Below are 19585 nucleotides of genomic sequence, written 5' to 3'. Positions count from 1 at the left end.
CGGCCCCCCTGCCGGGCCCCCCCGTGTTCGTGGACGCCAAACAAAAACACGCCCCCCCCCCCCCCCCCCCCGGGGGGGGGGGGGGGGCGCCCGCCCCCCCCCCCCCCCCCCCCACCCCCATGAGGCCGCCCTACTGGTCGCGGTACATCTCCGCGACGAGGAACGCCAGGTCCAGGGACTGGCTGCGGTTCAGCCGCGGGTCGCAGGCCGTCTCGTAGCGCTGGTGCAGGTCGTCGACGAAGATCTCGTCGCCACCGCCCACGCACTCGGTGACGTCATCACCGGTGAGCTCGACGTGGATGCCGCCGGGGTGGGTGCCGAGGCTCTTGTGCACCTCGAAGAAGCCCTTGACCTCGTCGAGCACGTCGTCGAAGCGGCGGGTCTTGTGGCCCGAGGCCGCCTCGAAGGTGTTGCCGTGCATCGGGTCGGTCACCCAGGCCACCGTGGCGCCCGAGGCGGTGACCTTCTCGACCAGCTCGGGGAGCTTGTCGCGGACCTTGTCCGCGCCCATCCGGACGACGAAGGTCAGCCGGCCCGGCTCGCGGTCCGGGTCGAGGCGGTCGATGTACCTCAGCGCCTCCTCGGCCGTCGTCGTCGGGCCGAGCTTGAGACCGATCGGGTTGCGGATCTTCGAGGCGAACTCGATGTGCGCCCCGTCCATCTGCCGGGTCCGCTCACCGATCCACACCATGTGCGCGGAGACGTCGTACAGCTTGCCGGTGCGCGAGTCGACCCTGGTCAGGGCGGACTCGTAGTCCAGCAGCAGCGCCTCGTGCGAGGAGAAGAACTCGACCGTCTTGAACTCCTCGGGCTCCGCGCCGCAGGCCCGCATGAAGTTCAGCGCGTTGTCGATCTCGCGGGCGAGCTGCTCGTAGCGCTGGCCGGACGGGGAGGACTTCACGAAGTCCTGGTTCCAGGCGTGCACCTGGCGCAGGTCCGCGTAACCCCCGGTGGTGAAGGCCCGCACCAGGTTCAGCGTCGAGGCGGAGGCGTTGTACATCCGCTTCAGCCGCTCGGGGTCCGGGATCCGCGAGGCCTCGTCGAAGTCGAAGCCGTTGACGGAGTCGCCGCGGTAGGTCGGCAGCGTCACGCCGTCGCGGGTCTCGGTGGGCTTGGAGCGCGGCTTGCTGTACTGGCCGGCGATCCGCCCCACCTTCACCACGGGCACCGACGCGGCGTACGTCAGTACGGCACCCATCTGGAGGAGGGTCTTGAGCTTGTTGCGGATGTGGTCGGCGGACACCGCGTCGAAGGCCTCGGCGCAGTCGCCGCCCTGGAGGAGGAACGCCTCTCCCTTGGCGACGGCCGCCATCCGGGCGCGCAGCTGGTCGCACTCGCCCGCGAAGACGAGCGGCGGATACGACTCCAGCTCCGCAACGACTGCGCGCAGAGCCTCGGGGTCGGGGTACTCGGGCTGCTGCGCCGCGGGCAGGTTTCGCCAGGTGTTGCCAGCACCGAGGCTGGTCTTAGCGTTCACGGTCACCTCGTAAACATTACGGGGTCGTGTCGCCATATTTTCCTCCGGCTCGACTGGTGAGACGCCGTGATTGTCCTGTGGACAGGGTGCCCGGTGGGGTAGGCTTTCCCGCATGTTCGCGCATTCGACCAAGAACTGGTGGTGGACCGCTTCTCCGGCGGCCCACTGACTGCGCGTACGCAAGACTTCGCGAAGGCCGCCCGGAGGGGCGGCCTTCGGCGTTCCCGGGGTCGTTCCTCCCTCACCAGCCCCCCAGGCAGAGGAACCATGGACCTGACCCAGTTGCTCGACGACGACCGCCCCTTCGCCCTGCTCCGCCGCCGCACCCCCGGCCACGACGCGAGCACGGTGGAGCTCCTGCTCGGCCCGGTCACCGCCCGTGACCGTCTCGCCGACCTGCCCGAGGAGGGGCTGGCCCTGGTCCCGTACCGGCAGATCCGGGAGCGGGGGTTCGACGTGCGGGACGACGGGACGCCGCTGCTGGTGCTGACCCCGACAGTGGTATGTCACATTCCACTCGACGAGGCCCTCGCCACCCTCCCCTCCCACGACGTCCAGGTCGACTCCGGCGCCTTCGACGTCGACGACGACGCGTACGCCGAGATCGTCGGCCGCGTCCTGCGCGAGGAGATCGGCCGGGGCGAGGGCGCGAACTTCGTGATCCGGCGGACGTACCAGGGCGAGATCCCGGGCTTCGGACGCGCCGACGCGCTGGCGCTGTTCCGGCGGCTCCTGGAGGGCGAGCGCGGCGCGTACTGGACGTTCGTCGTGCACACCGGGGACCGGACGCTGGTCGGCGCGAGCCCCGAGGTGCACGTGCGGATGTCCGGCGGCACGGTGGTCATGAACCCGATCAGCGGCACGTACCGCTATCCCGCCGAGGGCCCCACCCCCGAGCACCTGCTCGGTTTCCTCGCCGACGGCAAGGAGATCGAGGAGCTGTCGATGGTCGTCGACGAGGAGCTCAAGATGATGTGCACGGTGGGCGACATGGGCGGTGTGGTGGTCGGGCCGCGGCTGAAGGAGATGGCCCACCTCGCGCACACCGAGTACGAGCTGCGCGGCCGGTCCTCGCTGGACGTGCGGGAGGTCCTCAAGGAGACGATGTTCGCGGCGACCGTCACGGGGTCGCCGGTGCAGAACGCCTGCCGGGTGATCGAGCGGCACGAGGTGGGCGGCCGCGGCTACTACGCGGGTGCCCTGGCCCTGCTCGGCCGTGACTCCGGCGGCGCCCAGACCCTGGACTCCCCGATCCTGATCCGCACCGCGGACATCGACGCGGACGGCCGGCTGCGGGTCCCCGTCGGCGCCACCCTGGTCCGCGGCTCGGACCCGGCGAGCGAGGTCGCCGAGACGCACGCCAAGGCGGCGGGCGTGCTGGCGGCCCTCGGGGTACGGCCGTCACGGCCGCGCGCCGAGCGGACCGGCCCGCGGCTGGCCGACGACCCCCGGGTGCGGGCCGCGCTGGACGGGCGCCGCGCCTCGCTCGCGCCGTTCTGGCTGCGGATGCAGGAGCGGACCGGCGAGCTGGCCGGGCACGCGCTCGTGGTGGACGGCGAGGACACGTTCACGGCGATGCTCGGGCACGTGCTGCGGGCCGGCGGGCTCGACGTCACCGTCCGGCGCTACGACGAGCCGGGGCTGCGGGCGGCCGTGCTCGCGCACGCGGGGCCGGTGGTGCTGGGCCCGGGGCCCGGTGACCCGTCCGACCTGGACGATCCGAAGATGCGGATCCTGCGGGAGCTGACGGCGGCCGTGATCCGGGAGCACCGGCACGGGGTGCTGGGCGTCTGCCTCGGGCACGAGCTGATCGCGGCGGAGCTGGGGCTGGACATCGTCCGCAAGGAGGTCCCCTACCAGGGGGCGCAGACGACCGTGGACCTGTTCGGGCGGCCGGAGACGGTCGGCTTCTACAACAGCTTCGTGGCCCGCTGCGACGACGAGGCGGCGCGGGAGCTGGCCGCGCACGGCGTCGAGGTGAGCCGGGCGGACAACGGCGAGGTGCACGCGGTGCGGGGACCTGGCTTCGCCGGGGTGCAGTTCCATCCCGAGTCGGTGCTCACGTTGAACGGGGCGGTGATCGTGCGGGAGTTGGTGGGGCAGTTGCGCGGTACCGGAACCGTTCGCGCTTGAGTTCCGGGTGCGGGTGCGTGCGGGCTGGTCGCGCCCACGCGGCGCAGCCGCATATGTGAAAGCTCGGCCCGCGCGCGCGGGCCGAGCAGGGGGAGCCGGCTGTCAGCCGAAGAACACCCCGACCTCCTCGTACAGCTTCAGGTCGACGGTCTTCAGCTTGGCCGTGGCCTCGGCGATCGGTACCCGGACGATGTCGGTGCCGCGCAGCGCGACCATCTTGCCGAAGTCCCCGTCGCGGACGGCGTCGACGGCGTGCAGGCCGAAGCGGGTGGCCAGCCAGCGGTCGAAGGCGCTGGGCGTGCCGCCGCGCTGGATGTGCCCGAGGACGGTGGTCCTGGCCTCCTTGCCGGTGCGCTTCTCGATCTCCTTGGCCAGCCACTCGCCGACCCCGGAGAGCCGGACGTGCCCGAAGGAGTCCAGCGTGCCGTCCTTGAGGACCATCTCGCCGTCCTTGGGCATGGCGCCCTCGGCGACGACCACGATCGGGGCGTAGGACGCCTTGAAGCGGGACGTGACCCAGGCGCACACCTGGTCGACGTCGAAGCGCTGTTCCGGGATGAGGATGACGTTGGCGCCGCCGGCGAGCCCCGAGTGGATGGCGATCCAGCCGGCGTGCCGGCCCATCACCTCGCAGACCAGGACCCGCATGTGGGACTCGGCGGTGGTGTGCAGCCGGTCGATGGCCTCGGTTGCGATGCCGACCGCGGTGTCGAAGCCGAAGGTGTAGTCGGTGGCGGACAGGTCGTTGTCGATGGTCTTCGGCACGCCGACGACGGGCACGCCGTACTCGTCGGTGAGGCGGGCGGCGACGCCGAGGGTGTCCTCGCCGCCGATCGCGATCAGCGCGTCGACCTCCAGCTTGGCGAGGTTGTCCTTGATCCGGCGGATGCCGTTCTCCTGCTTGAGCGGATTGGTCCGCGAGGAGCCGAGGACGGTGCCGCCGCGGGGCAGGATGCCGCGTACGGCGGGGATGTCGAGGCGGACGGTGTCGCCTTCGAGGGGTCCGCGCCAGCCGTCCCGGAAGCCGACGAAGTCGTAGCCGTACTCCTGCACGCCCTTGCGGACGATGCCCCGGATGACGGCGTTGAGCCCGGGGCAGTCGCCGCCTCCGGTCAGTACTCCGACCCGCATGGAAATGTCCCTTCGCCGCGGTTGCCTGTGGGACTCACGCTAATGGTGATCCAGCTCACACAGGGATGGGCGCGGAAGGGCAATTCCGGTGAATTGTCGGGCGGTTGGTTTACGCGCCGCCCGAAGATCAGATCAGATCAACCGTTTCAGTCGTCGTCGAGCCCCGCCTCTATCGCGTACCGCACCAGCTCAACCCTGTTGTGCAGCTGCAGTTTGCCGAGGGTGTTCTGCACGTGGTTCTGGACCGTGCGGTGGGAGATGACCAGGCGCTCGGCGATCTGCTTGTAGCTCAGGCCCTTGGCGACGAGGCGCAGCACCTCGGTCTCGCGGTCGGTGAGCCGGGGCGCGTCGGGCCGGTCGGGGTCCGTCTCCGGGGCGGGCTCGGATGCCAGCCGGCGGTACTCGCCGAGGACCAGACCGGCGAGGCCCGGCGTGAACACCGGGTCGCCGACGGCGGTACGGCGGACCGCGTCGAGGAGTTCCTCCGTCGAGGCCGACTTCAGCAGGTAACCCGTCGCGCCGGACTTCACCGCCTCCAGGACGTCGGCGTGCTCCCCGCTCGCGGAGAGCACCAGGACCCGCAACGCCGGGTTGTGGCCGACGAGTTCCTTGCAGACCTGGACCCCCGGCTTGGCCGGCAGGTTGAGGTCCAGGACGAGGACGTCGGGCGCGGCGGCCTTGGCGCGGCGCACCGCCTGGTCGCCGTCCCCGGCGGTGGCGACCACCTCGAAACCGGACTCGGTCAGATCCCGGGCGACCGCGTCCCGCCACATGGGGTGGTCGTCGACCACCATGACCTTGATGCTCATCGCCGCTCCGCCTTCCCCGGGGAGACCTTCGGTACCTTCAGCTCGACTTCCGTGCCCTGCCCGGGAGTCGAGAACAGCTCGGCGCTGCCGCCCAGGTCGCGCAGCCGCCCGCGGATCGACTGGGCCACCCCGAGCCGCCCCTCCCCCTCGGCCTGGGCCAGCCGTCCTTCCGGGATGCCGGGGCCGTCGTCCCGTACGGTCACCACGACCTCGCCGGGTTCGTCCTCGACCAGGATCCAGGCCCGCGCCGCCTCGCCCGCGTGCCTGCGCACATTGTCCAGGGCGGCACCGACGGCGGCCGCCAACTCGCGTGCGGCGCCCGGCGGCAGCTCCACCGGAGCGCCGGGCTCGGCCAGGCCGACCCGGGATCCGGCGTACCGCGAGAGCAGCGTGCGCAGGTCGACGGACCCGCCGTCGTCCGGCTCCTCGACCAGGCGTACGACGGCGCCCTCGGCCTCGTCCTCGGAGAGCCGCGAGGGCGGCACCAGGCCGCCGGAGACCAGCGTCCGCAGGGCCACTTCCTGCTCCCCGGCGAGCCGCCCGAGTTCGGCCGCCTCGCCGCCGAGGACCGCGCCGCGGCGCTGCACCATGGCGAGCACCTGGAGCACGCCGTCGTGGATGTCCCGGGCGAGCCGCTCCCGCTCCCGGGTCGCCGCCTCGATCTCCAGGGCGCGGGCGAGGGTGCGCTCGGAGGCGCGGGCGACCTCGACGACGTACCCGATGGCGATGGAGGCGACCCAGACCAGGATCACGTTGTGGACGGTGTCGCGGGCCGGGTGGCCGCGCTCGATCAGGTTGGCGGCCGCGACCGGCGTGGAGGCGAACGCGGCCCAGCGCCAGCCGCCCTTGAGGGCGTAGGCGAGGACCGAGCCGGCGGTCCAGATGGAGGGCAGGGTCGGGCCGCCGCGGTCGATGTGGCCCTGGGTGACCACCCAGGGGGTCAGCACGATGCCGGTGAGCGCGACGGCGAGGTCGACGGCGAGGAAGCGCTTGGTGCAGGCCGCAGCGTTCTGCACGCGGGGCAGGGTCGCCAGGGTCCAGACGGTCAGGACGGCGTAGTAGGCGAGGGCGACGCCCGGGCGGTCGTAGTCGTCGTAGGCGGAGGCGAACAGGCCGATGGCGTACAGCAGGGTCAGTACGCGGTAGCCGGTGAGGGCGCGCCACAGCGGCTGCTCGACCGACATCCGTACGACGCGTTCCCGCTTGCTCATGTCCCCCGGTCCCCCTGCCCTCCCCGGCCACCGGTCCCCCGGCTGCGGGCCCCCTGCCGCCGGTCTAGGCCTCGGCGGCCTTCTTCTCGGCCTTCGCCGCGTCCTTCTCGGCCTTGGCGGCCTCCGCGATCTGCCGCTTGGCGGCCGTCGCGTAGATGTCCACGTACTCCTGGCCGGACAGTTTCATGATCTCGTACATGACCTCGTCGGTCACCGCGCGCAGCACGAACCGGTCGTGTTCCATGCCCTGGTAGCGGCTGAAGTCCAGCGGCTTGCCGATCCGGATGCCCGGTCGCATCAGCTTGGGCATCACCTGCCCCGGCGGCTGGATCTTCTCCGTGTCGATCATGGCGACCGGGACGACCGGGGCGCCGGTCGCGAGCGCCACGCGCGCGAGGCCGCCGGGCTTGCCCCGGTAGAGGCGGCCGTCGGGCGAGCGGGTGCCCTCCGGGTAGATGCCGAACAGCTCGCCGCGCTCCAGCACGTCTATGCCGCTCTGCACCGCGGCCTCGCCGGCGCCGCGCGCGCCGGAGCGGTCCACCGGGAGCTGGCCGACGCCCTTGAAGAAGGCGGCCGTGAGGCGGCCCTTCAGCCCGGGCGTGGTGAAGTACTCGGCCTTCGCGATGAAGGTGACCTTGCGGTCCAGCACCGCGGGCAGGAAGAACGAGTCCGAGAAGGACAGGTGGTTACTGGCCAGAATCGCCGGGCCCTCGGCCGGGACGTTCTCCAGGCCCTCCACCCAGGGCCTGAAGGTGACCTTCAGCGGTCCCCCGATAGCGACCTTCATCGCGCCGTACAACAACCGAGTGCCTCCTGTTTCCGTCGATCAGACCTTAACCCGGAGCGCCGGGAATGGGCCCGACGACCCTGGTCGGTGTCAGTGCCGTCGCGTACGGTGAAGCACAACTGGAGTCGTCGTCCACGGCTCCCGCAGTTCCGCCCCTCTCGAACGAACTCGAAATGAATTGGAGACCGAAGGTGCCGGTTCTCCCCGGAGCCGAGCCGTACCGCCATGCCGGCGGGGAGGCCGGCGTCCTCCTCTGCCACGGTTTCACCGGCTCGCCCCAGTCGCTGCGCCCCTGGGCGGAACACCATGCGGCACACGGCCTGACCGTGTCCCTGCCCCTGCTGCCCGGGCACGGCACGCGCTGGGAGGACATGGCGGTCACCGGCTGGCAGGACTGGTACGCGGAGGTCGACCGCGAGCTGCGGCTGCTGCGCGAGCGCTGCTCCCAGGTGTTCGTGGCGGGCCTGTCCATGGGCGGCACGCTGGCCCTGCGGCTGGCCGCGAGGAACGGTACGGGTGTGGACGGCGTGGTGATCGTCAACCCGGCGAACAAGGTACACGGTCTGTCGGCGTACGCCCTTCCGGTGGCCCGGCATCTCGTGCGGACGACGAGGGGCATCGCCAGCGACATCGCCAGGCCGGGCGCCGCCGAGGTGGGGTACGACCGGGTGCCGCTGCACAGCGCGCACTCGCTGCGGAACTTCTTCCGCCAGGTGGACAAGGAGCTGCCGCAGGTGACCCAGCCGCTGCTGCTCCTGCGCAGCGTCGAGGACCATGTGGTCCCGGCGGTGGATTCCGCCCGCATCCTGAGCCGGGTGTCCTCCACGGACGTAACGGAGGTCGTGCTGGAACAGAGTTACCACGTCGCGACGTTGGACCATGACGCGGACCGGATCTTCGAGGAGAGCCTCGCCTTCATCGGCCGGCTCGCACCCAGTGTCGGCAAGGAAGGGACGGCCGCAGTTGGCTGAGCACGACTCCGACCGCGGGGACCGCGAGCCGGACGAGACGGGGGTGCCCTTCGACGAGGAGGCCGCCTGGGCGGCGATCGTCGCGGGGTACGGCGACGAGCCGCCGGACCCCCCGGGCACGGCGCCCTACAAGCCGGTGAAGGACCTCGCGCTGCCCGCGATGGACGACGAGGACGAGACCGAAGCGGAGGCCGAGCCCGCCGGGACGGGGGCCGGGGCGGCCGGGGAGCAGCGGCCCGTGCAGCCGCTGGGCAGCTCGGTCTCCTTCGCGCCCGGGGTGGGCGGCCCGCGTGACTACACGGCGCCTGAGCCGTCCGAGGACGACTTCGACGAGGACGACGAGGGGCACTTCGTGCCGCCCGACCCGCCGCCGCTGCCGGAGTCCGACGCCACGGCCAAGTTCGCCTGGCTGGGCGTGGTGGGCGGCCCGATCCTGCTGCTGCTCGCGGTGCTGCTGGGCTGGGACATGACCTGGTGGCTGGCGACGCTGGGCATCGGCGGCTTCCTCGGCGGGTTCGTCACGCTGGTGACCCGTATGAAGACGGACGACGAGGACGACGGGGACCCGGGCCGGGGCGCCGTGGTCTGAGGCGTCGCGCCCGCTAGGACGCTGCCGGGACTCTGAGGGCGGCCAGGACCGGAAGGTGGTCCGTGGCCGCCCTCAGGTCTGCCCCGGTCACCCCGGGCAGGTGCTCGGGGACGCCGCAGCCGAGTACCTCGATGCCCTTCGTCGCGAAGATCGCGTCGATGCGCTGGTGCGGGTCGGTGGACCCGGAGGTGAACTCGCCGCCCCAGGGAGCCGCGGTACGGCAGTCCTGGTAGGCGTCGGCCAGGCGGCGGAAGGTGCGGCCGTCGGGGCGGTCGTTGAGGTCGCCGCCGGCGATGGCGTGCTCCACGCCCAGGCCGGCGACCCGGTCGAGGAGCATGCCGCCCTGCTCGTAGCGCTCGTCCTGCTGGAGGCTGAGGTGGAAGCTGGTGACGCCGAGGCGGGCGCCGCCGATGCGGACGACGGCGGTCGCGAGGCCGCGGCGGTGCAGGCCGGGGGTGAGGGGGAGGAGGACGTCCTCGGTGCGCTCGACGGTGGCGCGGAGGTCGCAGAGGATCGCCGGACCGGCCGCCGTGCCGCCCCCGGTGAGGATCACCAGCTCGGAGGCGGAGGCCAGGCGGGCGAGCTTCTTGCGCCAGCGGAAGAAGCGGGGGGCCTCCTGGACCAGGACCAGGTCGGGGGCGCAGGCCCTGATGACGCGGGCGAGGGCGTCGGTGTCGTCCCGCATGGAGCGGATGTTGTAGCTGAGGACGCGGACGACCGCGGAACCGTCGGGCTCGGTGTGCGAGTTGGGGAGCGACGCCATGGTGATCAATGTACGCCCCATGGCTCGGGGCGCGAGGTGGGTGTGCGACTGCCGGTGCGTGGTGGCTTGTCGCGCCCACGCGGCGGCAGCCGCACATGAATACAGCCCCGCGCCCCTGGGGAGTTGCGGTTGCTGCCGCATCCCGAGAAGTCCAGGGCGTTACATGATCGGGTCGGGCTCTCTCGCCAGGTCGGCGGCGCCCACCAGGCCCGCCTCGTTGCCCAGCTGGGCCGCGATGACCTCGGCCACCGGGCGCCAGTTGCCGCCCACCAGCCAGCGCTTGTAGGACTTGCGGATCGGGTCGAGGACCAGTTCGCCCTCGTCCGAGAGGCCGCCGCCGACGATGAACGCGGACGGGTCGAAGAGGGAGGCCAGGTCGGCGAGGCCGGCGCCGGCCCAGCGGGCGAGCTCGCGGTAGGAGTCGACGGCGACCGGGTCGCCCTGGCGGGCGGCCACGGAGATGTGCTTGCCCTCGATGCCCTCGGGGGTGCCGTCGCCGAGGGCGAGGAGCACCTCGGCGTTCTCGGGGGTGGCGTTGGCGCGCTGCTTGGCGTACCTGACCAGCGCACGGCCGGAGGCGTACTGCTCCCAGCAGCCCTGCGAGCCGCAGCCGCACAGCAGGCCGTCCGGGACCATCCGGATGTGCCCGAACTCGGCGGCGACGCCGAAGTGCCCGCGGCGCAGCTTGTTGCCGATGATGATGCCGCCGCCGAGGCCGGTGCCGAGGGTGATGCAGATGACGTTGCGGTGGCCCTTGCCGGCACCGAACTTGTACTCGCCCCAGGCGGCGGCGTTCGCGTCGTTCTCCACCACCACGGGGAGGCCGACGCGGGCCTCGACCTCGTCCTTCAACGGCTCCTGGCGCCAGTCGATGTTGGGCGCGAAGTAGACCGTGGAGCGCTGCCGGTTCACGTAACCGGCGGCTCCGATGCCCACGCCGACGATCTCGTGCCCGGCGCGGGCGCCCTCTACGGCGGAAGCAATGGCGTCCACGATGCCCTCGGGCGTGCCCGGGGTCGGCACCTTGTGGGTCGAGAGGATGTTGCCTTCCTCATCGACCACGCCGGCCGCGATCTTCGTGCCGCCGATGTCGACGCCGATGGTGAGTCCCATGAATCCCTCAGTTTCGGTCGAGCCCCGCTACGGCCAACGGTACCCGAGGCCCTGCCGTCGGGTTCCCGTCGTCCGCCCGGAGGGCGGGCCGGGCGGTGACGGTGGGGGTGCCCCCTCGCGCGTTTTTGTTCGAGCGTGGGGAGCGTGCAGTTGCAAGGCGCGAGGAGGGAGTCGACGCGGTGGGGGCACCGCCCGGCGGGCGGGAACCCCGCCGGCCGGGCCTTGGGGGGCTGTCAGTCGAGATCGATGCGTTCGCCCGGGCCGTCCTCGTCGCCCTTGTCGGGGCGGCCGGAGGTCCAGCGGGTCTCCTGGGTCTGGACCGCGGAGCGGTAGGCGGCGAGGAGCTCGCTGCCGGCCGCGGCCAGGTGGTCGAAAACGTCCGGGTTGCGCTCTATGACGGGCTCGACGGCGTTCTTCGCCTGCTGGACGACCTGCCGGACCACCTGCTGGGCGGCGGGTCCTGCGACCGCGCCGAGCAGCGGGGTCTGGATGCCGGAGAGCTTGTCGGCGACGGCGTCGACGAGTCTGCGCAGTTCCTCGGCGGCCGACCCGGGGGGCGGGCCGTACTGGGCACGGCGGCGGGCCTTCTCCGCCTCCAGGTCCTCGGCGCAGGCGGTGGCCCAGGCGTCGTCGTCCGTCGCCCGTACCTCGTCCGCGGCCTCGGAGGCGTCGGCTGCGGGGCGCTCTTCGCTCATGACGGACTCCTGACTACGGTTCGTCTCTCCGACGTTACCCGAACGGGCGTACCGGTTTCACCGTCAGCGCGGCCACAGCTCCGGGTCCGGCGTGAACCGCAGCCGCAGCTCGCCGTCGCGCAGGGCGGCCCCGGCGACGGTGCAGCGGCGCAGGGCCGACGGCAGGGCGACGATCCGGCGGAAGCCGCCCACGGTGATCACGACCTCGTCGCCGCGCCGGACGAGGTCGAGGTCGTCCCGTATCGCGCCGGGCAGCGGGATGTGCCAGACGAGGACGCCGTCCGCCTCGATCCGGTCGGCGACCGGCCACCCGACCGGGGCGGGCACGGTGTTGACACCGGGCACGGCGAGCACGGCGAGGTCGTCGGTGCCGCGCGGGTCGTGCCCGAGGTGGGCGACCTCGGTGACGTCGTACGCCTCCCCCCACTCCGCGAGGGCCTTGCGCTGCTGGGCGACGAGGGCGTGCAGCGGCGTGGCGTCGGGCAGCACGCGGTTGGCGACCAGGGCCGTGGCGGGCAGGCCGCGCAGGGCGAGGCCGAGCCGGGCGGTGCGGACGGCGTCGGCGCCGGCCGGGCCCGGTTCGGCGACCAGGCGTACGGCGGTGTCACGGTCGGCGAGGACGGCCTCCACGGCGGCCAGCTCGCTGTCCCAGCGGGCCGCGGTCTCGTAGAGCCAGTCGGCGGGCATGGGCACGCCGGCGAGACGGCCGAGGACGGGGCGCAGGGCGCGGGCCGCCTGCCGCTCGGGCGGGAGCAGGCGGCGCAGGTAGCGGCGGAGCTCCTCGGGGAGGGAGAGAAGGGCGAGCGCCTGCGGGGTGGGCGGCAGGTCCACGACGAGCAGTTCGCAGCGTTCGGAGAGGGCGGCGTCGCGCAGGGCGCGGAGGAAGGAGAGTTCCTCGGCGCCGGGCAGGGGGGTGAGCTCCTCGGCGTCCAGACGGGAGGCGCCGAGCAGGTCGAGGACGTTCGCGGCGCGGGTCTGGAAGGCGGTGAGATCCTCGCGGAAGCGGGCGGCGGCGTCGGGGCGCCAGGCGGTGAGGGTGGGAGTGACGCGGGTGGGCTCCGGTCCTGTCGCCGTGCCCAGGGCGGCACCGAGGGTGTCCGTGCGGTCGGCGCTCAGGACGAGGGTGGGGGTGCCCTCGCCTGCGGCGCGCAGGGCGGTGGCCGCGGCGACGGTCGTACGGCCGCTGCCGCCGGGGCCGGTGATCAGGAGGGTGCGCATGAGGGTGAACCGTAACCGAAGCGGGCCTTGCATGATCGGTGCCCGGCGCTGGGGGTGGGGGCGCTTACCGGCGCTCGCAGGGTGCCGCCGCGCCCACCCGTGCCGCCCCAGCGGCACGACTGCCCGCGGCTGAAGAAACCTGCGCGGGGAACTGCGCGACCAGCCACCGCGTACCCGCACCCGGCGTCCTACGCGTACCCCCGCGGCGCGTCCCTACCTCACTTCTCCCCCGACTCCACCCTCTTCTTCAGCCCCGCCAGCGCCCGGTCGATGATGACCTTCTCCGCCTTGCGCTTGATCATTCCGAGCATCGGGATCTTCACGTCCACCGTCAGCGAGTACGTGACCTCGGTCGAACCCGCGCCCGCCGGCTTCAGGAGGTACGAGCCGTCCAGGGAGCGGAGCATCTGGGACTTCACGAGCGTCCAGGAGACCTCGTTGTCGCCGGTCCAGGTGTACCCGAGGACCTGGTCGTCCTTGATCGCACCGGCGTCCATGACCAGGCGGACCTGCTCGGCACGGCCCTGGGCGTCGGTCTTCAGGACCTCCGCCTCCTTCACTTCGCCGGTCCAGTCCGGGTAACGCCCGAAGTCGGCGATGACCGCCATGACGTCGGCCGGGGCCGCCTCGATCGTGATGTTCGAGCTGGTGTGTTCCGCCATCGCCGTGGCTCCTCCAGATGCGGGCCGGTGGGACCGGTGGGACCGGTAAAGGGGGTCGGCGTGCGCGGGCGTGCGCACACGCGTGCCGCGTGAAGGCTACCGCGCGTCCGACCAGCCCACTTCACCCCCTGTCCGGGGTGGTCACCATTCCAGCGCCCAGGGCCTGCCGGTACCGGCGAAGTGCCCGACGTTCACGCACTCGGTGGCCCCGATCCGCATCCGCTTCACCAGCGGCTGGTGGACGTGCCCGAAGAGCGAATACCGGGGCCGGGTGCGGCGGATGGCGTCCAGCAGCGCCCGGCTGCCCCGTTCGAAACGGCGCGCCACCGTGTCGTACACCAACTCCGGCACCTCCGGCGGGATGTGCGTGCAGAGCACGTCGACCTCGCCGAGCGCCTCGATCTTCGCCGCGTACTCCTCGTCGGAGATCTCGTAGGGAGTGCGCATGGGCGTGCGCAGGCCGCCGCCGACGAAGCCGAAGACCCAGCCGCCGATCTCCACCCGCTCGCCGTCGAGGACCGTCGTGCCCGGACCGGCGTACTCCCGCCACAGCGGCGGCATGTCGACATTGCCGTACGTCGCGTACGTCGGCGTCGGGAACGCCGCGAACATCTCGGCGTACTGCTTGCGCACCGCCTTCTCGATCGCCGTGGCCCGGTCCATGCCGATCCCGCCCCACAGCCGGGCACCGAGTTCCCTGGCCTCCTCGAAACGGCGGGCGGTGCGGAGTTCGACGAGACGGTCGGCGTTCTCGACGCCGAACAGGTCGGGGAAGATGCCGCGGGAGTGGTCGGCGTAGTCGAGGAAGAGGACCAGGTCGCCGAGACAGATCAGGGCGTCCGCGCCGTCGCCGGCCCGGGCCAGGTCACGGGCGTTGCCGTGCACGTCACTGACCACGTGGACGCGGGTCCTTCGGACGCCGGAGGGTGTGGCTGCCATGGTGATCAAGGGTAGGCCTGTGCGGCAAACGTGAACAGGCGATGGCCGGGCCCGCGGTTACTGGTCAGTCACTAAAGCCGTGGACTACCGTACGCGGAGGAACACCAACCTGTGTGACGCACCGAACATCTCGCCGGACCCCCCTGTCGAAGAAGCCATACCGGCGGGTAACGTCCGGGCAGTCCAGTCGTGCTCAGGAATTCAACCAACGGATCTTCCAGCCCGTGGCGAAGCCCTGAGCACCTGCCCGAGCCTTGGACCGCACCGTCGCATCGCACAACGTCGTGGCGTCGGCGCCCTATGAGGAGCAGCAGTCTTGCGCGAGTTCAGCCTTCCGGCTTTGTACGAGGTCCCCGCGGACGGCAATCTGACCGACATCGTCCGCAGAAACGCCGCGCAGCATCCGAACGCAGCCGTGATGGCCCGCAAGGTCGGCGGTGTCTGGCAGGACGTGACCGCCACCGCCTTCCTGGCCGAGGTGCACGCGGCGGCCAAGGGCCTCATCGCCTCCGGCATCCAGCCGGGCGACCGGGTCGGCCTGATGTCCCGCACCCGCTACGAGTGGACGCTCCTCGACTTCGCGATCTGGAGCGCCGGCGCGGTGACCGTGCCGGTGTACGAGACCAGCTCGCCGGAGCAGGTGCAGTGGATCCTCAGCGACTCCGGCGCGACCGCCTGCATCGTCGAACTGGACGGCCACACGGCAGCCGTCGAGTCGGTGCGCGAGACGCTGCCCGCTCTCAAGCACGTCTGGCAGATCGAGGCCGGTGCCCTGGAGGAGCTCGGCAGACTCGGCCAGGGCGTCACCGACGCCACGGTCGACGAGCGCAGCTCGCAGGCGAAGGCGGACGACCCGGCGACGATCGTCTACACGAGCGGTACGACCGGCCGCCCCAAGGGCTGCGTCCTCACCCACCGCGCCTTCTTCGCGGAGTGCGGAAACATCGTGGAGCGGCTCCGCCCCCTGTTCCGCACCGGCGAGTGTTCCGTCCTCCTCTTCCTCCCGCTCGCGCACGTCTTCGGCCGCCTCGTCCAGATCGCCCCGATGATGGCGCCGATCAAGCTGGGCTGCGTCCCGGACATCAAGAACCTCACCGACGAACTGGCCGCCTTCCGGCCGACGCTGATCCTCGGCGTCCCGCGCGTCTTCGAGAAGGTCTACAACTCGGCGCGCGCCAAGGCGCAGGCGGACGGCAAGGGCAAGATCTTCGACAAGGCCGCGGACACCGCCATCGCGTACAGCAAGGCGCTGGACACGCCGTCCGGCCCGGCGCTCGGCCTGAAGATCAAGCACAAGACCTTCGACAAGCTCGTCTACAGCAAGCTGCGCGCGGTGCTCGGCGGCCGGGGCGAGTACGCGATCTCCGGCGGCGCCCCGCTCGGCGAGCGGCTCGGCCACTTCTTCCGCGGCATCGGCTTCACGGTCCTGGAGGGCTACGGCCTGACCGAGTCCTGCGCGGCGACCGCGTTCAACCCCTGGGACCGGACCAAGATCGGCACGGTCGGGCAGCCGCTGCCCGGCTCGGTGATCCGCATCGCGGACGACGGGGAGGTGCTGCTGCACGGCGAGCACCTGTTCAAGGAGTACTGGAACAACCCGGCCGCGACCGCCGAGGCGCTGGCCGACGGCTGGTTCCACACCGGGGACATCGGCACCCTGGACGAGGACGGCTACCTCAGGATCACCGGCCGCAAGAAGGAGATCATCGTCACCGCGGGCGGCAAGAACGTCGCCCCGGCCGTGATCGAGGACCGGATCCGCGCGCACGCGCTGGTCGCGGAGTGCATGGTGGTGGGCGACGGGCGGCCGTTCGTGGGCGCGCTGGTCACCATCGACGAGGAGTTCCTGGGCCGCTGGGCGGCCGACCACGGCAAGCCGGCGGGTGCCACCGCGGCGTCGCTGCGTGACGACCCGGATCTGATCGCTGCGATCCAGGACGCCGTCGACGACGGCAACGCCGCGGTGTCGAAGGCGGAATCGGTGCGGAAGTTCCGCATTCTGTCCTCCCAGTTCTCGGAGGAGTCGGGCCACCTGACGCCGTCCCTGAAGCTCAAGCGCAACGTGGTGGCGAAGGACTACGCGGACGAGATCGAGGCCATCTACCAGAAGTAGAGGGCCGCTCGGGGTTGCTCAGAAGTCCTCGGCGAGAACCCGTTCCATGGCCCGCTCGGCGAGCGCGGTGATGGTGACGAACGGGTTCACGCCGATGTTCCCGGGCACCAGCGAGCCGTCCGTGACGTACAGCTTCGAATACCCCTTCACCCGCCCGTAGTCGTCGGTGGCCTTGCCCAGCACGCAGCCGCCCAGCGGGTGGTAGCAGAAATCGTCGGCGAACACCTTGCCGGTCGAGCCGAACAGGTCGTACCGGTAGATCGTGGCGTTGGCCAGGTTGATCCGGTCGAACAGTTTCTTCGCCATGGCGACCGAGACCGCGCTCTGCGCCGCGGTCCAGCCCAGTTTCACCCCGTCGCTCGCCGCGTCGTAGCTGAACGAGGCCCGTTGCGGGTTCTTGGTGATCGCCAGGTACAGGCTCACCCAGGTCTCGAACCCGATGGGCAGCGGGGCGATCTCCGCGAAGACCGGGTTGGCGGTGTTGGCCCAGTCGTCGATGCCCATGACCGGCATGGTCGCCTGGTTGGCGCCGGTGGTGTCCCAGATGTGGTTGGCGCGCCCCAGCATGGTGTTGCCGTTGGTGCTCCAGCCCGCCCCCACACTGGAGTCGAGCGCGGGCAGCGCCCCGGTGTCCCGGGCCCGGACGAGCAGTTCGGTGGTCCCGAGGCTGCCGCCCCCCAGGAACAGATAGGTACAGCTGTACTGCTTGGTCTCGACGACGTTCCCGCTCGTGTCGATCCGGTCCACGCTCAGCACGTACGACCCGTCGCCCGCCCTGGTGACGGCCTTCACCTTCTCCAGGGTGTGGATGGTGACGTTCCCGGTGCCGAGGGCGGCGGCCAGGTAGGTCTTGTCGAGGCTCTTCTTGCCGTGGTTGTTGCCGTAGATGACCTCCTGGGCGAGCGCGGATCTGGTGGCGGTACCGGCGGCCTCCTGCTGCATGTACCCGAAGTCGTAGACGTTGGGTACGAAGGTGGTCCTGAGCCCGGTGTTGGCGGCGGCCTTCCTGGACGTCCGGGTGAACTGGTACCACTCGGTCGACTCGAACCAGGTGGCGTCGACGGTGTTGACGCCCAGCATGGTGCGGGCACGCGGGAAGTACGTGCCGTACATCGCGGTCGCGTCCACGGTCGGGAACTGCTCGGTGAAGTACGACTGGAGCGGGGTGACCGCCATCCCCCCGTTGACCAGCGACCCGCCGCCGACACCGCGCCCCACGTACACGGACATGTTGTCGAAGTGCACCCGGTCGAGGACTCCCGCATAGGAGTCGATGTCCTTGTTGACGACGTCCAGCCAGAGGAAGGTGGCGAGCGGGGCCTCGGTGCGGGTCTTGAACCACATGGACCGCTTGTCCGGGGCGGCGGTGGAGCAGAAGATCTTGCCGTCGGAGCCGGCCGTGTTCCACAGCTGCCCCATCTCGATCATGAGGGTCCGGACCCCGGCCTGCCCGAGCCGGAGTGCGGCCACGGCCCCGCCGTACCCCGAACCGACCACGATCGCGGGCGCGTTGTCGACGTCGGCCGCTTCCTCGGCGGCCTGCGCCGACTGGAGCCCGACCCGGGTGAGACCGGCCGCCGCGGCGGTCTGGAGGGCGATCATGCCCAAAATATGACGTCTCGTCAGCTGACGCTGCATCAGTTTTGCTGTCATGCGCGCAGCATGTGCGGATTTTCCGGTTCCGCCTAGAGGTAAAACAGAGTTGGTGACAGGCGCCCGGTAAGGGGCGCGGGGCTGTACTGGATATGCGGCTGCCGCCGCGTGGGCGCGATCAGCCCCCACCGGCCCGCAGCCGAAACTCGACCCAACCCTCTACAGCAACGCCTTCAACCTCTCCGCAAGGAGATCCCACCGCCACCGCTCCTCGACCCACAGCCGCCCCCGCTCCCCCATCCGCTGCCGCAGCTCGGCGTCTCCCAGGAGCGCCACGATCCGCTCGGCGGCCTCCTCGGGGGAGCCGCCCCGCACCACCCACCCGGTCTCCCCGTCGAGCACCGCGTCCGGCGCCCCGCCCGAATCCCCGGCCACCACCGGCAGACCCGTCGCCGAGGCCTCCAGGTACACGATCCCGAGCCCCTCCACGTCCAGCCCGCCCCGCCGGGTCCGGCACGGCATGGCGAACACGTCACCGGCGCCGTAGTGCGCGGGCAGCTCCGCCCACGGCACGGCGCCCGTGAAACGCACGGAGGCCTCGACGCCGGTCTCCTTCGCGAGGCGCCGCAGCTCCTTCTCGTACGGCCCCCCGCCCACGATCAGCAGCACCGCGTCCGGCTCGGCGGCCAGGATCAGCGGCATCGCGAGGATCAGCGTGTCCTGCCCCTTGCGCGGCACCAGCCGGGACACGCACACGACCACCGGCCGCTCGCTCAGCCCCAGCCGCGCCCGCACCTCGGCACCCCCCGACCCGGGGTGGAAGGTCTTCTCGTCCACCCCCGGCGGCAACTGCACCATCCGCCCCGCGGCCTCCGCACCGAGCGCGCCGGCGATCCGGGACCGCGTGTACTCGCCGAGATAGGTGATCGTGTCGGTCGCGTCCCCGATCCGCCGGAGCAGCTGCCGCGCGGCGGGCAGCTGGGCCCAGCCGGCCTCGTGCCCGTGGGTGGTGGCGACCAGCCGCTCGGCGCCCGCCTTCCGCAGCGCCGGCGCCATCAGCCCCAGCGGAGCCGCCGCCCCGAACCACACCGACGTGCACCCGTGCTCCCGCAGCAGCCCGACCGCCGTCCGGGTCGCCGCCGGCGTCGGCAGCAGCATCGTCGTACGGTCGCGCACGACGGTGAAGGGCTGCTCCGCGTCGAACGCGGCGGTGGCCTCGGCGCCCTCCCGGCCCCGCTTCCAGGTGGACGCGTAGACGACCAGCCGCTCGGGGTCCAGACGCAGCGCCATGTTGTGCAGGAAGGCCTGGATACCGCCGGGCCGGGGCGGGAAGTCATTGGTCACGACGAGGGTCTTGTTCATCGGCGCCGACCCTACCCGC

General features: G+C 71.7%; 18 protein-coding genes. 5 read left to right on the top strand and 13 right to left on the bottom strand.

Annotated elements, in window-relative coordinates; all coding sequences use genetic code 11:
* Positions 1-130 precede the first annotated feature (130 nt).
* Positions 131-1483, bottom strand: a complete 1353-nt coding sequence (locus ACFY0K_RS08485; protein ID WP_390639178.1) for a class II 3-deoxy-7-phosphoheptulonate synthase — start codon at positions 1481-1483, stop codon at positions 131-133.
* A 106-nt stretch (positions 1484-1589) separates the two neighbouring features.
* On the opposite strand from ACFY0K_RS08485, the gene ACFY0K_RS08480 reads away from it, so the two are divergent.
* On the top strand, positions 1590-1646 hold the full coding sequence (locus ACFY0K_RS08480) for a trp operon leader peptide (protein ID WP_351955038.1): 57 nt from the start codon (positions 1590-1592) through the stop codon (positions 1644-1646).
* 98 nt (positions 1647-1744) lie between these two features.
* A complete protein-coding gene (locus tag ACFY0K_RS08475; RefSeq protein ID WP_390639177.1) occupies positions 1745-3610 on the top strand; it encodes an anthranilate synthase family protein in 1866 nt (621 codons plus the stop codon).
* Between the two features lie 102 nt (positions 3611-3712).
* Here ACFY0K_RS08475 and ACFY0K_RS08470 read toward each other — a convergent pair whose 3' ends face one another.
* From ACFY0K_RS08470 to ACFY0K_RS08455, 4 genes are all read right to left on the bottom strand, one after another.
* Positions 3713-4741, bottom strand: a complete 1029-nt coding sequence (locus ACFY0K_RS08470) for a 6-phosphofructokinase (protein WP_390639176.1) — start codon at positions 4739-4741, stop codon at positions 3713-3715.
* A gap of 146 nt (positions 4742-4887) precedes the next feature.
* Entirely contained in the window at positions 4888-5550 is a 663-nt protein-coding gene (locus tag ACFY0K_RS08465) for a response regulator (protein WP_388710844.1), read from the bottom strand.
* Positions 5547-6761, bottom strand: a complete 1215-nt coding sequence (gene macS / locus ACFY0K_RS08460; protein ID WP_390639175.1) for a MacS family sensor histidine kinase — start codon at positions 6759-6761, stop codon at positions 5547-5549. Before macS ends, ACFY0K_RS08465 begins: the two co-directional genes overlap by 4 nt.
* A gap of 64 nt (positions 6762-6825) precedes the next feature.
* Positions 6826-7548 (bottom strand): lysophospholipid acyltransferase family protein, encoded by a 723-nt coding sequence (locus ACFY0K_RS08455; protein ID WP_390639174.1) that lies wholly within the window; start codon positions 7546-7548, stop codon positions 6826-6828.
* Between the two features lie 191 nt (positions 7549-7739).
* On the opposite strand from ACFY0K_RS08455, the gene ACFY0K_RS08450 reads away from it, so the two are divergent.
* Both ACFY0K_RS08450 and ACFY0K_RS08445 read left to right on the top strand, forming a co-directional pair.
* Positions 7740-8519 carry an alpha/beta fold hydrolase gene (locus ACFY0K_RS08450; RefSeq protein WP_351954509.1) on the top strand — a complete coding sequence of 260 codons (780 nt, stop codon included), beginning with the start codon at positions 7740-7742 and terminating at the stop codon, positions 8517-8519.
* Positions 8512-9108, top strand: a complete 597-nt coding sequence (locus tag ACFY0K_RS08445) for a hypothetical protein (protein ID WP_390639173.1) — start codon at positions 8512-8514, stop codon at positions 9106-9108. Before ACFY0K_RS08450 ends, ACFY0K_RS08445 begins: the two co-directional genes overlap by 8 nt.
* A 13-nt stretch (positions 9109-9121) precedes the next feature.
* On the opposite strand, the gene ACFY0K_RS08440 is transcribed toward ACFY0K_RS08445, so the two are convergent.
* From ACFY0K_RS08440 to ACFY0K_RS08415, 6 genes are all read right to left on the bottom strand, one after another.
* On the bottom strand, positions 9122-9871 hold the full coding sequence (locus ACFY0K_RS08440; protein ID WP_390639172.1) for an endonuclease/exonuclease/phosphatase family protein: 750 nt from the start codon (positions 9869-9871) through the stop codon (positions 9122-9124).
* A gap of 159 nt (positions 9872-10030) precedes the next feature.
* A complete protein-coding gene (locus ACFY0K_RS08435) occupies positions 10031-10984 on the bottom strand; it encodes an ROK family glucokinase (RefSeq protein ID WP_093504006.1) in 954 nt (317 codons plus the stop codon).
* Between the two features lie 233 nt (positions 10985-11217).
* The gene (locus ACFY0K_RS08430; RefSeq protein WP_390639171.1) at positions 11218-11679 is read right to left on the bottom strand and encodes a DUF5304 domain-containing protein; all 462 of its coding nucleotides are present in this window, start codon (positions 11677-11679) and stop codon (positions 11218-11220) included.
* A gap of 63 nt (positions 11680-11742) precedes the next feature.
* Positions 11743-12897, bottom strand: coding sequence for an ArsA family ATPase (locus ACFY0K_RS08425; protein WP_390639170.1), 1155 nt, complete (start codon positions 12895-12897; stop codon positions 11743-11745).
* A gap of 218 nt (positions 12898-13115) precedes the next feature.
* The gene (locus ACFY0K_RS08420; RefSeq protein WP_093503999.1) at positions 13116-13559 is read right to left on the bottom strand and encodes an SRPBCC family protein; all 444 of its coding nucleotides are present in this window, start codon (positions 13557-13559) and stop codon (positions 13116-13118) included.
* A 141-nt stretch (positions 13560-13700) separates the two neighbouring features.
* Positions 13701-14498: a metallophosphoesterase gene (locus ACFY0K_RS08415; RefSeq protein WP_382725374.1), complete on the bottom strand. Its 798-nt coding sequence runs from the start codon at positions 14496-14498 to the stop codon at positions 13701-13703.
* 316 nt (positions 14499-14814) lie between these two features.
* On the opposite strand from ACFY0K_RS08415, the gene ACFY0K_RS08410 reads away from it, so the two are divergent.
* Positions 14815-16611, top strand: coding sequence for an AMP-dependent synthetase/ligase (locus ACFY0K_RS08410; protein ID WP_390639169.1), 1797 nt, complete (start codon positions 14815-14817; stop codon positions 16609-16611).
* An 18-nt stretch (positions 16612-16629) separates the two neighbouring features.
* On the opposite strand, the gene ACFY0K_RS08405 is transcribed toward ACFY0K_RS08410, so the two are convergent.
* The gene (locus ACFY0K_RS08405; RefSeq protein WP_390639466.1) at positions 16630-18213 is read right to left on the bottom strand and encodes a GMC oxidoreductase; all 1584 of its coding nucleotides are present in this window, start codon (positions 18211-18213) and stop codon (positions 16630-16632) included.
* Positions 18214-18423: 210 nt separating this feature from the next.
* Complete coding sequence (locus ACFY0K_RS08400) at positions 18424-19566, bottom strand: glycosyltransferase family 4 protein (protein ID WP_390639168.1); 1143 nt, start codon at positions 19564-19566, stop codon at positions 18424-18426.
* Between the last annotated feature and the right edge of the window lie 19 nt (positions 19567-19585).

It is taken from the genome of Streptomyces sp. NPDC001507, assembly GCF_042894765.1.
In the GTDB taxonomy this organism is placed as follows: domain Bacteria; phylum Actinomycetota; class Actinomycetes; order Streptomycetales; family Streptomycetaceae; genus Streptomyces.
Note: the sequence above shows the minus strand (reverse complement) of the source record. Positions and strands in the feature narration are given on the sequence as shown.